We start from the raw sequence: 12,628 nt of genomic DNA, 5'->3' as shown, positions 1-12,628 counted from the left end.
TTTCCCGTGAGGGATAAGTCGATTACTCGATGATCGAGGCGACGATGCCGGCGCCGACGGTGCGGCCGCCTTCGCGGATGGCGAAGCGCAGCTTTTCTTCCATCGCGATCGGAACGATCAGCTCGACGTCAACCGTGACGTTGTCGCCCGGCATGACCATTTCCGTGCCTTCCGGAAGCGTCACGATGCCCGTCACATCCGTCGTGCGGAAGTAGAACTGCGGACGGTAGTTCGTGAAGAACGGCGTATGACGGCCGCCCTCTTCCTTCGTCAGGATGTAGGCTTCTGCCTTGAACTTCTTGTGCGGCTTGACCGAACCCGGCTTGCACAGAACCTGAACCACGCTCGATGCCGTTGCGGTCGACACCGCGAAGCAGCGCGCCGATGTTGTCGCCGGCCTGGCCCTGGTCGAGCAGCTTGCGGAACATCTCGACGCCCGTGCAGGTCGTCTTCGTCGTCGGACGGATGCCGACGATCTCGATTTCCTCACCAACCTTGATGACGCCGCGCTCGACGCGACCCGTGGCAACCGGTGCCGCGGCCCGAGATCGAGAACACGTCTTCGACCGGCATCAGGAAGGGCTGGTCGATCGGACGCTCAGGCGTCGGGATGTAGGCGTCGACAGCGGCCATCAGTTCGCGGATCGCGTCTTCGCCGATCTTCTTGTCCGAATCTTCCAGTGCAGCAAGAGCCGAGCCCTTGACGACCGGAATGTCGTCACCCGGGAAGTCGTAGGACGACAGGAGTTCGCGAACTTCCAGCTCGACGAGCTCGAGAAGTTCTGCGTCGTCGACCTGGTCGACCTTGTTGAGGAAGACGACGATCGCCGGAACGCCAACCTGACGGGCGAGCAGGATGTGCTCGCGGGTCTGCGGCATCGGGCCATCGGCAGCCGAGCAGACCAGGATCGCGCCATCCATCTGGGCAGCACCGGTGATCATGTTCTTCACGTAGTCAGCGTGGCCGGGGCAGTCGACGTGCGCATAGTGACGGTTGGCCGTCTCGTACTCGACGTGGGCCGTCGAGATCGTGATGCCGCGCGCCTTCTCTTCAGGAGCGGCGTCGATCTGGTCATACGCCTTGAACTCGCCGAAGTACTTCGTGATCGCTGCCGTCAGCGACGTCTTGCCATGGTCAACGTGACCAATCGTGCCAATGTTGACGTGCGGCTTCGTCCGCTCAAACTTGCTCTTTGCCATTGAATGCTTCCTGTGGACTGATGTGGACCCGGCGCGCGGGTTTGGTGTGGCCGTTTAAGGCTTTCGCTCAAGATGCGCAAGACATAATTGCTTGCGGCCTCGGCTGCGGAGAAGGAGAGCTCACCGTCGCCTGCGCGGGGGTGCTAGGGGCGGGCCGCCAGAACCTTGAAGCCTTCAGCTTCGAACAGGGCGCCCGCCTCGGCTGACTTGAGAAATTCGAGGCAATCGGCCGAAGCCGAACTTCCGCCGTCCTTCAGCAATGCCACTGGATAGACTATGGGCGGATGGGTATGCTCGGGAAAGGTTCCCACCACGGCGACGCCCGGATCCGCCTTCGCGTCGGTCCCGTAGACGATGCCGTAAGGGGCTTCCCCGCGGGAGACATATTGGAGGGCGGCGCGAACATTCTCTGCCCCGGCAACTCTCGATTCGACCACATCCCACACACCCAGCGCCTGCAGGGCAGCCTTGCCATAGCGGCCAGCCGGAACGGCATCCGGCGAAGCCATGGCAAGCCTGCCATCACCGAGGAGGCCCAGAAGGTCGAAGCCTGGAGCGATTGTGACGCTCTCCGCGCCGCTGGCTGCGATCAGAACGATACGGTTGCCGAGAAGATCGGTGCGGCTGCCGTCCTGGATGAGATCCCGTTCCTCAAGATAATCCATCCATTCGGCATCCGCTGAGATGAAGACATCCGCGGGCGCACCTGCTTCGATCTGCTTGGCGAGTGCCGAGGTGGCGGCATAGGAAATGCTGGTCTGGATACCGCTTTTTCGGGTCCACGCTGCGCTCACCGCGTCGAGCGCGTTTTTCATGCTGGCCGCCGCGAAGATGGTAACGCGCTGCTGCGCCGCCGCCGGCGCCGCAGGTGCCAGCTGGAGGGAGAGGATGGATATGAGGACGGCGAGAACACGGCCAACAATCCGCTTAGTCGGCATAAAGCTCCCACCCCTGTTCTTAGACTGTGACGCCGCGCCACCTTATGGGGCATCCACGGCGGACGGAAGGCCTCATCCACCGTCCATCGGCCAAATGCCCACCGCAAGATGCGCCCATAGACCGAGCGCTGCGAGTGCAACGGCGGCCGATATGAGCAGCCTGCCACGGCCACTCCTCACAAGGCGAAATCCGAGCTCGGTCGAGAGCCAGCCGGTGCCCAGAAGGGCCGCCGCCGCCGCGAAGTCTTCCGCGCCCCAGTTCACCTCCGAAGTGAAGCGCATGGCGATCATCGGGACGAGCAGCACCAGAGCCGAGAGGATCAGGAATACCATCCGATACCGGCTTCGATGCCTTTCAGATTGAATATGCTCCTGCATCACGCCCTCCATCCAACGCCAAAGCGTTGGACACTCCTGTGGCAAATCCAAGGAATCGCCGCAAACAAGCAGCAGAAGACATGTGGTCGTACACTGGAACCGTTATCTATGGGGAAGCTGGAGCGGGTAGCGTGCTACCAACTTCCTCCGGAAAGCCCGGAAACGTGGGATTTTCCCACCAATGATTTTCGATTTGTGTCCTGACGCAGGTACTGGTTTGTGTCCTGAAGTTTCGGCCGAGATCGAACCCTGAAACGCAAAAAGACCCCGACGCCGAAGCGCCGGGGCCAAGTCACTCCTTGGGAGGAGCAGGGAACTATTCAGCGACGACGGGCGAGCCGCCGCGCTTCTCGCCACCACCTGTCACCAGGCAGCGCGTTTCACCGGACACCGCATACTGGACGCCCCCTCCTTCTGGAGGCGGGCATCCAAGGCGGGAATCGGAATACGACTTCCACGTCCGCATGGACTCGGTCATCTCAACGACGTTGACGGAGACGCCGATGTAGAAGCCGATCAGGATGAGGATGACCGCTCCGATGGCGATCGACAGCCAGCCCTTGTCGAACTGGAGCCCCTTGGCGGTGAGGTTCGGGCTCGCCTGCATCAGCGCAAAACCGACGGCATGGCATGCGCGGCCGAAGTTGGCAGAGGCAGATCCAATCCAGTCGGGTGGCTGGCCGGCTGCGGCCCACAAGAGACCGTAAGCGCCAGAGAAGACCGACCCGAAGGAGATCAGGAACACGCCATAGATCGCCAGGTGGCTGCCTCTCCCCCTGCCCTCAGGGTCTGAGCTGCGCCATCTCTTCACGACCACCAGGTACGTCTCCGGGGCGTACTCGAGCATTGCCAGGGTGGCGGAAACGAGCAGCATCAGAGCGCATGCGATCGACAGGTAGGGGTTGGTTACGAACGGGGCGAAGATCCAGTAGGCGGCTACGAGGGACAGGGACGCCATGAGCAGATAGTTAGGCTTTTGTTCTTGCGCCACGGTTGGCCTCCAGCATTATCATTGCCTGCGTCATGTTGTTGAGCACCCGGTTGGTCGACTCCGAGACCTGCACATTCTGTCTCACCTCGCCAGCCAGCTCCTTCGTGACTTCCTCCAGCCTCTCCCTCTCAGCGGCAAGGGCGCTCGAAATACGGCTTCTGTTCTTGGCGAGCGTCCGCCCACCGACGAGTTTCTCGAAGAAGGAGGACAAGCTCATTGGTGACGCATCCTCTCCTTGACGAAGTCGAACAGCCTCGACGTCGTTTCGTGGTGGGTTCTAGCGAGCTCGAACATCTTCGCCACATGCTCCCCGGTTGATCGGATCTGCTCAGTGTTGGCGCTGACGATTGCCCGGGTCGAGGCCCCCTCGTCGGCGTACTTGCGCACGTCCTCGAGGTGGTTGGCCTGAGACTGCGTCAACTGCTTCAGAAGAGACTTCGCCCACAGGAACAGGGCGACGATCCCCGCCAATGCCAGCACCAGCAGGGAACCGAGGAGAGGGTCATAGTCGACCAGGGTCTTTGTTGCATGGAGGACAGACGTCTCATCCATCGGTTAGCTCCTTACCGCTGGAGGCTGCCCTCAGCCTACCTTATCGCCTGTGTTCCGAGGAGATCCGGAACCTTACTCATGATGATTTCGCGCAGCGCTTCGGAGTGGACGCCGAGCTTGTCCAGCGCGTCGGGGTTCTTCTCCTCGACGTAGCGCATGGCCTCATCAATAACCGCGCCGGCGACATGCGCCCCTGCCGGGAGACCCGCCCTTACCAGAGCGTACTTCAGGGCGTTCGCTGCCGACTGATGCAAGGCATCCCGCAGCTTCGCCTCAAGCGCAGCCTTCTGGTTTTCGTCGCTCACCTTCAACAGCGCGATGAGCCGGGCACTCAGCCAGGCGACGAGAACCGGCCCCACTGTCGAGATGAGCAGGACAATGACGGGCTGCACGATGGTCCAGATGTCGTACCAGACCGAGGACGGGGAGATGACAGGCTCCGCGTCAACGACCTGAGAGAATGCCGGCCACGCCACGAAGGCAGCGAGAGACAGCACGATGCAGAGAACGGCGATATGAAGGGGGTGACGCATGGTCTCAGTTCCTTGCTGCGGCCCGAGCGCTTCTCGTGGCCTGGATGAAGTCGGCGTAGGCGTTGGCGACGATCAGCGGGAGATCCTCAGCCTTCACACCGTCGGGGTCGTTGCACACCGCAGCGAGGGCGCCGTAGGCAACCTCGACCTTGGCGACGGTGCGGGGCGACCACTCTCCCGCCACGGAGGCAACCACGAAGGCGGCGTAGGTGGCTTGGGAGATCCGGCAGGTGGTGGCCACGTTGTTTTCCAACGAGCCATCCAGTGTGGTGCAAGCGGACAGCGCAAGCGCCGCCGTCGCCACCAGTGCGAGGTTTTTCATGTCGGTGTTCCTTTTGAGCTGAGTCAGCGAGCCAGCGTCGAAAGCTGGTCCTTGCGGACATCGAACGAGGGGCATGCCTTGGATGCGTACTCATTGTGCCCGCTGACCTTGCGGACCGGGAACTTGGCTGCGAGCTGCATGGTGAGCCACAGCAGGGAGGATCGCTGCGCGTCGGTGCGCGTGTCCTTTGCCTTCTGGCCGTCGGCCGCGAGCCCACCGATGTAAGCGATGCCGACGGTGCCGGTATTCCGGCCGCTGACATGGGCGCCGACCTGGCCGATGGGTCTGCCGGCTATGACCCGTCCGTCCCGGTAGACCAGAAAGTGATAGCCGATGTCCGACCATCCGCGCTGCTTGTGCCATGCCCGGACGTCGTCGACCGTGAAGTCTTTCCCCTCCGGCGTGGCCGTGCAGTGGACGATGACTTCCTCGATAACGCGGGACGTGTCGAGGATCCTCACGCTCTTGGCGTTCGGCGGCGGCGCTGGCGAGACAGAGGTGGGCCCCGTCTCTGGTACCGGGGAGACGATCGCCCCCTTCGCTGGCTCCGGCCTGCCTGGCTTCAGCGGTGCCACGGTCTGCTTCAGGGCGGCGAGCGTCTGAGGCCCGACCTTTCCGTCGACAACCAGACCGCTCTTCTCCTGGAAGTGCCTGACTGCCTTGTCCGTCTTGCCGCCGAAATCACCGTCGACCGTCAACTTCGGCTTGGCCGGGGTCTTGTTGAGGAGCGTCTGCACCTCCTCGACTGCCTTGCCCTTCGAGCCGAGCTTGAGAAGCGTTGCCATAGTTCACCTTTGAAAAGAAAAAGCCCCGGCGGTGAGGCACGGGGCTTAATGACAGGGTCGCTGCCCGCCCTGGGTGGAAGGAGGGCGGGCAGCAGATCACGGTCGCTCGTGACCGCTCATTCCCAAAGCTGACGTGTCGGCCTGGGCTGAGGTGCTTGTACGGTAGCGGCCGGCAACTTGATGGTTACGCCGGCGGGCAGGACAACATCGAGAAGGACGAGGTGAGGGTTCAACTCGTAGATCTCTTCGGTGTGCTTGGCGTGAACGCCGAACCTGGCGTAGGCGACAGCGTCGACAGTGTCGCCGTCCATGGTCACGTAGATCGTCGACCCATCCGCAGCCGTGAGGAACCGGTCCTTCATTCGTCTCCGCCCTCCTCTGAGGTTGTGCCGCACTGGAGCGTGTTGGTGTACGGGGATCCGGAGCTGAAGTTGTGCGTCACGGTCCGGATGCGCCACTCCCCATCCACCCGCGTGCGGCATCCGGTGACGTCGGCCCATGCCTCAGCCATCGCGAACGGATCTCCGTCTATGGTGAAGGTCGCCTCCCCTTGCATTCGGGTGAGCTCCTTCGCCTGCGACTCCGCTGCCTCCTTGGCTTCCGCCTCGTTCTGGAAGGCGCTCCGGATCAGGAACTTCGGCCCCTCGAGTCCGGTGGAGACAGAGACAGATGCGCGCTCGTTCTTGTCGCGGTCGTAATAGGTGGCCTCCACCTCGCTGTGCTTCGGCTCGTCCCTCTCGGTCACGCTGTAGTCGAGGAGATTGTACCCCTTGGCCACCCTGATGCGATCGAGTTGCGCGCCGCTGGCGCTTCGCCCTGCCCCCTTGATCGCCACCACCAGGTTCATGGCCTTGACGGTGACGGAGGCGTTGATCTTTCCGCTGATGCGGGTCAGGAACTCAAGGCCGTCTTCTTCGGCCTGCGCCTCATACTGGTTTTCGATCGCCTTCAGCTTGCTGTCCATCTTGAGGGTGAGACCAATGCTCGAGGCCACCTCCTGAAAGATGTCGCCGTAGGTGGGGAAGTCCTTCTTCGGGTACGCCTTCGGCTCGCGCTGCTTGGCGAGGGACTTCGCCGCTACAGACTTGGCATCGACCGAGATCTTCTGCGGCCAGCCGGTGTAGGTGACGCTGTCGACGATGAAGAGACCGAAATCCCTGAGGTTCCCCTCGTAACCGCCGATAGGGTTGAGCACGACGCCGGTGCGCGGTGCTTCGACGCTGCCGTCGATGTCGTCGATCTCCAGCTGCAGCGTGTCGGCCGACAGGCCTTCGCTGTCAGTGATCGTCATCGTGATGCCGACGCCACGGAGATTGTCGGTGACGTCCTTCCCGTCAGCTTTGATGTAGAAGACGGGAGTGGGCATCAGAAACCAAGCCTCAATGACAGACTGAAGTTGATGCCGGCGACCGCCGCCTGGATGGCGAGCGACCGAGCCGGCGATGGGTCTTCACGCATAAGCGACAGGTTGGCGACGACCATGCACGGCGTGCCGTGGGTGTCGAAGATCGTCTCCTCGTCGTCGATCGAGATGGCCGTCCACATCCCGAAGATGTTCATGCCGTTCCCGTTGATGTGAACCAGTGGCAGCGGCGTCAGCGCGTTGACCGCCTGTCTCACCGCTGCCAGCTGGGTCAGGCCGCGCTTGTTGAAGTGATGGGGGTGGAAGGTGGACTCGAGGTTGATCACCTCATTGCCCGGGCCGAGCTTGTGGAGAGGAGGAGTCGCCCCGATAACCGGCTGCGGCTCCACCCGTGGCTGGACGGACCGCCGGATCGTCTCGACCGAATAATTCGGTACCGTGAACCGGTACGGTCCCCATGCCATCAACATCACGTTTCTCCATACTTCATGCCGCCAAAGGCGGTCTGCTCTGCCCTGCCGAGAAGACGATCGAGCTCGTCGATGATGGTCTTGGCGTCGTCCTTCGTAGCCCCACCCTTGAGGTGGAAGTGGTTGGTCATCTGAATGACGCGGCTGCTTCCGCCTCCGCTCCGTCCCGACTGCCAATCCCTGTTGGACGTGATGTGCCCGTCCTGCGTAGGTGTGAAGGGCTCCGGCCCTTCCTCGCCGACCAGGTACGTCAGCCCCTTCTTGACTGGCCCACCCTTGGCTCGAGCCCCATCAATGCCGTTGTCGTTGCTGCCCTGAATGTTCGGCACCGCCACCGGCTCATTCCCACCGGTCACGAAGTTGATCGCATTATCGATGGTGATGCTGCCGATGGCGGCCCGTATCCTGCCAGGGATGCCTCGCACCCAGCCCATGAACTCCTCGAACTTGGCGACGGCGCCGTCCCACAAAGACTGGATCATCTGGAGGCCAGCATCGTAAAGCTGCTGCCCCTCAGCGATGAGGTCGTTCTTCATGCGGACGAAGCCGTCCTTGCTCTCGGCGATGAAGCGGTCGAGTCCGGTATGGAAGTCGGTCACGAGACCGTTCCACCATTCCTCGAAGTTGAACCACCCGCCCTTCATGCGGCTCCAGAGATCCTGGAACTGCTGTATGTTGTGCTCCATCGCCACGACTTCGCTCTCGATGAAGGCGGCGAAGCCCTCCCCGTGCGCCTTACCAGCGGCAGCCGCATCGAACTCGTGGGTCTTGAAGATGCTTCCGAGCAGCTCCTTGGCTTTCTCGATCGCATTCAGCGTCCGCGGCCCCAACGATTCCTGAAGAGCCGGGCCGAAGTTCTTCGCCCATATCATCAGGTTGTCGAAGTTGAGGTAGGCCAGGTACGCAAGGCCACCGGCCACCCACGCCAGCGGGTTGACCACCAGCGCAGCGACGGTCGCGATCCCCGACAGCGCGAAGCCAAGGGGCGCCAGCGCAGCCGTAGCCATGACGGCATAGGTGCCGATCTCGAGAGCTTCAGGGTTGACCTTGGCGAGGTTGTTGAGCGCCGCGGCAAACTTCTCAAGCCCATTCGTAACCGTGTCCAGCACTCCGGAGTCGGCGGCTGCCCGAAGGACACCGAACAAGGCGGAGTCCATACGAGCAACGGCGCCGACGACGCCCTGCATTCGGACGTCGCTCATCGCTTCGCTGAAGCCGCCGGCGTTCTGCCGGATGTTATCGATCCAGCGACCGAGATCATCCGAGAACAGGGACAGCGTTCGGGCGCCTTGGCGAACGTCGAAGATCTTGAAGAAATCCGAGACCGCGATGTTTGCCTTCTGCATGTCCTCGATCAGCCGCTCGACGTCGAGGTTTTCCCCGAAGGAATACATGACTTCGCGCACCGCTTCCGAGATCACCTCGGCAGACATGGTGCTGTTGTCGCCCACCGACTTGGTGATAGCTTCGGTGATCTGCCGGACCTTGACTGCCGTGCTCTCGCTGGTGGCGAGGATCTTGTCGATCTCGGCCGTAGCGCCTCGAGCATCGAGGCCACCCACCTGCAGGGCGTTGACGACGTCGCCTGAGGAGATTTCCTTGGATCGCTCGAGGTAGTCGGCGAGATCGATGTTGTAGTTGGCCAGCGCTGCCGCCGCCATCTTCGTCGGCCGCACCATGCGGGTAAACATCGCACGGATCGAGACGCCGGCTTCAGATGCCTTGATACCCCGGCGAGCCTGGATGACGAACATGGACGCCAGCTGCTCGATGTCGATTCCCAGCGCGGCTGCCGACGGAGCGGCGTACTTGAACGCCTCCGTCATCTGCTCGACGTTGGAGTTCGTGATGTTCGCGGCATAGGCGATCGTGTCGGCCGCCCGCTTGGCGCTTTCCTGCGCCTGCTCCAGCGTCGCCATCGGCATCTGCATGGAGGTCATGACGTTGGTCAGCTTGTCGGCCGCTTCTTCGGTGTCGTAGTTGCCGGCAATGGCGAAGTCGACGGAGGTCGGCAGAATCCCGTGCACCTGTTCGTGCGTCATACCGGCCTGCACCAGCTGGTTATAGGCCTTGGCGATCTCGCCTGCGTTGCGCGGCGACTCCTTGTCGATTGTGGTGACGAGATCCGTGACCGACTGGCGGAACGCCTTGCGGGTCATCTCGGTACCGTCTGCCAAGTTGAACAGATCGCGCTTGCCAAAGCGGCGACCTTCGATTTCGTTGAGGACGTCTTCCATGTCGTAGATGGCGCGTCCTGCCTTGGTAAGGCCGATGGTCATCGCAGCGCTGGCAACTGTCATGTCACCAGCGTTGCGACGCAGGGACCGGCCCGCTGCAGCCACGGCGCGCGCTGGCGCCATAGCTACGGTCCCGGCTGTCTTGATGGCATTATCGACGCCCCTGAGAGCGCCAACGATGCCCCTCGCGGGACCGGATACCTGGTCGACGAGGGTAAGGACGAGTTTAGCTTGTCTGCTTGCCGCCACCGGTCAGGATCCTCTTCAGGTTTTCGATGCTGGTCTGTTGCGTGATCTCGAAGATCTGCACGGCCCTCGGGTACCAGACGTTGACCAGCTCAAAGAACTCCATCTCTAGGAGGTCGCGGTATCCGAAGTGGAGGACGTGGGCGACGACTGCTGCGTACTCGTCCCATTCTCGGAAGTCGGCTCGTCCCCCGCCCGCAACTTCCGTGGAAGAAAATCCCGGATGGCTTCCATGAGGGTGGCATAGTCATCGCCGTCGAGCGCGCGGATGATTGCTTCCGGTGCATCGGAAAGGATTCGGGCGAGGCCGACGTCCTCGTCCTTCGTGCCACCGAGCTGCGCGATCGCCTTGAAGTCCGGGCCTACCGCACGGCGCACCGTGATTTTGTCCCAGGTCTTGCCGTCGTACTCGAGCGGCCATTCGAGGGGCACCTCCCGGGTGCGCTCCTGCTTGCTCGCGAATTTCGGTGCAGCTGGGGCGGATGCTTCCGCCTCAGCCTGCTGTGTCTGGCGAGCTTCCACCCTCGCGAGCTCCTCAGCCGACAAGGCCTTGGTGCGTCCTACGACCGTGTTCATTTCACACTCCTGTTGGGGTTAGCCTCAGCTTGCGTAGCCGAGCGCTGCGTTGACTTCCGAGAGCTGGTTGACGCCGTTGACGATGCGCTTCGGCGGCCAGACCTGGAGTTCGTGGATGACATCGGTGTCGGCCTCGTAGCGGAAATACTTCACGCCATTGACGACGAACTCGATGCCGGACTTCTCACCCCTCTGCCACCGGTCGCGGGTGCCGCCGTTGATGGCGCCCTCGACAATGCAGACGTGAGCCGCGATGCCGCCGTCCTGCTCACGCATGACAGCACCGCGGAAGGTGATGCGGGTGGTCTGGCCAGGTGCCAGGGCCATCTTCTTCATGACCTCGACGTTGTGGCCGGCCATCTTCACGGTGATCTCGAGCGCTTCGATCGCCGCCATGGGCAGCGTTGCGCCGAGATCCTGACCGCCCCCACGGTACTCCTGCGTCATGGGGGTCGGGATGGGGAGCTCCACCTCCTCGGTGTCGATACCGAAGTCGACGCCGTCTACGTACATGGTGAAGCCCTGCAGAATGTGCCGCATGGAAATCTCTCCTTATGGGCTTGAGGATCAGGCGGCGGTCAGAGACGTGCCGGCGATGCGGGAGATCTCGCGGATGGCGTTCTGAGACAGGGTCTCGTAGTAGCCAGTGTTCCGCGAGAACATGAAGGTGATGTGCTCGATCGGAGCCGGCGCCTCAGCATCGTAGGAGATGTAGAGGTGCCCGGAGGCCCACGTCTCCTTCGTGTTGAGGCCGGGATCCAGCCACACCCGGCCGCCAAGGGTGGCGCCCAGGGCTGCCCAGCGGCGCAGCGCCGAGTTCACCGTCTCCGCAATGTCGACCAGCACCTGCACGCTGAAGGGCTTGTCGATGAACGGTTCGGATGCCCGTTCGATGGAGTCGATGATCGTGTCGTGCGCGCGGCGGACGGACCAGAACTGCGCGAGCGGATCCGACGAAGGAACCCGGTTGCCCCACAGCTTGAAGCCGCCGGACGGAGCGCGGACGATGGCCGCCACCGCATTCCGGTTAAGGAGCTGCGACTCCGCGGACGGGTCCATGATCGAGTGCTCGATCGGCCGCGATGCGCCAACGATGCCTTCGATGACATGGTTCGACGGCGAGACCCAAAAGCCCTCGCTGTAGTCGACCCGCGCCTGAAGGCCGGCGACTCGAGCAGATGCCGGCTGCGCCACCGCAGCGCCATCCTTGAAGACCTTCGCCATCGGCTCGACGATCAGGAGGCGGTCGGTGTCGTAGTCCCCGCGATCAGAGATGGCGGCGGACGTGCTTGTCGCTGGGGCGTCTTTGATCACGCCGGCGCGGAACTTGCGGGCCAGAGACAGCGCCTCGACGGTGACCGGGTTGGCCACGCTGCCGAGAGTCGCCGTTGCTGTCGCTTGCGTCGTCGCGCCGCCACCGGTCAGGGTGACCGTCGGTGCGACGGTGTAGCCGAAGCCGGGCTTGGTGATGACGATCTCCGTCACCTTTCCGGTCTCGCTGTTGATGACCGCTTCCGCCTCAGCGCCGCTACCGTCGCCGGTGATCGTCACCGTCGGGACGCTGGTGTAGCCGTCGCCTCCAGACCCACCGACTGCGATGGACGCGACGCCGTCCGCCGGCCGCTGCGAGGTAAAGCCAGGCGCGACGATCAGCTTCGGCGTCAGGCCGTGGTCAGCCTTGGCGGCGCGCAGCGCGTGCATGCCGGTCAGGGTGGCCGAGTTGCCGACGATGTTGCTGATGGTTTCCCAAATGTCCTCGCCTTCCTCGACGCGGACGACGAGCACGGTCTGAGAGACACGGCCCGCCTGGTCGAAGATCCCTTCGATCGCATCGAGCAGCGTGCCAGTCTCGCCAAGCCCGGTCACCGGGCCGTTGCTGCCATACACCGGAACAACCTGGTTAATCGGCCAGAGCGTGTCGCTGGCGTCCGGCGCCGTGCCGATGAGGGCGATGATGCCCGTGTCGATCGTCTCCACCGGGCGGGGTCCGTTGTTGCGCTCGATGGTCTCCACGCCGTGCAGAAAGATGTCGGCCAT

General features: G+C 62.8%; 16 protein-coding genes and 1 pseudogene. All 17 read right to left on the bottom strand.

The features are described 5' to 3' along the window. Positions 1-22 precede the first annotated feature (22 nt). Positions 23-1,200 (bottom strand): annotated as a pseudogene (gene tuf / locus NT26_RS07025) (elongation factor Tu). Between the two features lie 143 nt (positions 1,201-1,343). Next, positions 1,344-2,138: a molybdate ABC transporter substrate-binding protein gene (modA, locus tag NT26_RS07020; RefSeq protein WP_052638089.1), complete on the bottom strand. Its 795-nt coding sequence runs from the start codon at positions 2,136-2,138 to the stop codon at positions 1,344-1,346. A gap of 72 nt (positions 2,139-2,210) precedes the next feature. Continuing rightward, on the bottom strand, positions 2,211-2,516 hold the full coding sequence (locus NT26_RS07015) for a hypothetical protein (protein ID WP_152338592.1): 306 nt from the start codon (positions 2,514-2,516) through the stop codon (positions 2,211-2,213). A gap of 316 nt (positions 2,517-2,832) precedes the next feature. Continuing rightward, a complete protein-coding gene (locus NT26_RS07010; RefSeq protein WP_152338591.1) occupies positions 2,833-3,507 on the bottom strand; it encodes a hypothetical protein in 675 nt (224 codons plus the stop codon). Continuing rightward, positions 3,485-3,724 carry a hypothetical protein gene (locus tag NT26_RS07005; protein ID WP_052638084.1) on the bottom strand — a complete coding sequence of 80 codons (240 nt, stop codon included), beginning with the start codon at positions 3,722-3,724 and terminating at the stop codon, positions 3,485-3,487. Before NT26_RS07005 ends, NT26_RS07010 begins: the two co-directional genes overlap by 23 nt. Continuing rightward, a complete protein-coding gene (locus NT26_RS07000; protein ID WP_052638082.1) occupies positions 3,721-4,059 on the bottom strand; it encodes a hypothetical protein in 339 nt (112 codons plus the stop codon). Before NT26_RS07000 ends, NT26_RS07005 begins: the two co-directional genes overlap by 4 nt. A 35-nt stretch (positions 4,060-4,094) precedes the next feature. Beyond that, on the bottom strand, positions 4,095-4,592 hold the full coding sequence (locus NT26_RS06995) for a hypothetical protein (protein ID WP_052638080.1): 498 nt from the start codon (positions 4,590-4,592) through the stop codon (positions 4,095-4,097). Positions 4,593-4,596: 4 nt separating this feature from the next. Then, positions 4,597-4,914, bottom strand: a complete 318-nt coding sequence (locus tag NT26_RS06990; RefSeq protein WP_052638078.1) for a hypothetical protein — start codon at positions 4,912-4,914, stop codon at positions 4,597-4,599. 23 nt (positions 4,915-4,937) lie between these two features. Next, positions 4,938-5,699 carry a peptidoglycan-binding protein gene (locus NT26_RS23065; RefSeq protein ID WP_082077650.1) on the bottom strand — a complete coding sequence of 254 codons (762 nt, stop codon included), beginning with the start codon at positions 5,697-5,699 and terminating at the stop codon, positions 4,938-4,940. 116 nt (positions 5,700-5,815) lie between these two features. Then, positions 5,816-6,061: a tail protein X gene (locus NT26_RS06980; RefSeq protein WP_052638076.1), complete on the bottom strand. Its 246-nt coding sequence runs from the start codon at positions 6,059-6,061 to the stop codon at positions 5,816-5,818. Next, positions 6,058-7,065, bottom strand: a complete 1,008-nt coding sequence (locus tag NT26_RS06975; RefSeq protein WP_052638074.1) for a phage late control D family protein — start codon at positions 7,063-7,065, stop codon at positions 6,058-6,060. Before NT26_RS06975 ends, NT26_RS06980 begins: the two co-directional genes overlap by 4 nt. Further along, positions 7,065-7,526 (bottom strand): phage tail protein, encoded by a 462-nt coding sequence (locus tag NT26_RS06970; protein ID WP_162197782.1) that lies wholly within the window; start codon positions 7,524-7,526, stop codon positions 7,065-7,067. The genes NT26_RS06975 and NT26_RS06970 overlap by 1 nt, the downstream gene beginning before the upstream one ends. 5 nt (positions 7,527-7,531) lie before the next feature. Further along, positions 7,532-9,892: a phage tail tape measure protein gene (locus tag NT26_RS06965; RefSeq protein ID WP_052638070.1), complete on the bottom strand. Its 2,361-nt coding sequence runs from the start codon at positions 9,890-9,892 to the stop codon at positions 7,532-7,534. A gap of 103 nt (positions 9,893-9,995) precedes the next feature. Further along, the gene (locus NT26_RS23280) at positions 9,996-10,121 is read right to left on the bottom strand and encodes a hypothetical protein (RefSeq protein WP_280136228.1); all 126 of its coding nucleotides are present in this window, start codon (positions 10,119-10,121) and stop codon (positions 9,996-9,998) included. Positions 10,122-10,123: 2 nt separating this feature from the next. After that, a complete protein-coding gene (locus NT26_RS06960; protein WP_052638068.1) occupies positions 10,124-10,591 on the bottom strand; it encodes a phage tail assembly protein in 468 nt (155 codons plus the stop codon). 24 nt (positions 10,592-10,615) lie between these two features. Further along, positions 10,616-11,131, bottom strand: coding sequence for a phage major tail tube protein (locus tag NT26_RS06955; RefSeq protein WP_052638066.1), 516 nt, complete (start codon positions 11,129-11,131; stop codon positions 10,616-10,618). Between the two features lie 27 nt (positions 11,132-11,158). Then, on the bottom strand, positions 11,159-12,628 hold the full coding sequence (locus tag NT26_RS06950; RefSeq protein WP_052638064.1) for a phage tail sheath subtilisin-like domain-containing protein: 1,470 nt from the start codon (positions 12,626-12,628) through the stop codon (positions 11,159-11,161).

The sequence above is a fragment of the Pseudorhizobium banfieldiae genome (assembly GCF_000967425.1).
Taxonomy (GTDB): domain Bacteria; phylum Pseudomonadota; class Alphaproteobacteria; order Rhizobiales; family Rhizobiaceae; genus Neorhizobium; species Neorhizobium banfieldiae.
The sequence above is the reverse complement of the archived record's forward strand: the minus strand, read 5'-3'. Positions and strand labels throughout refer to the sequence as shown.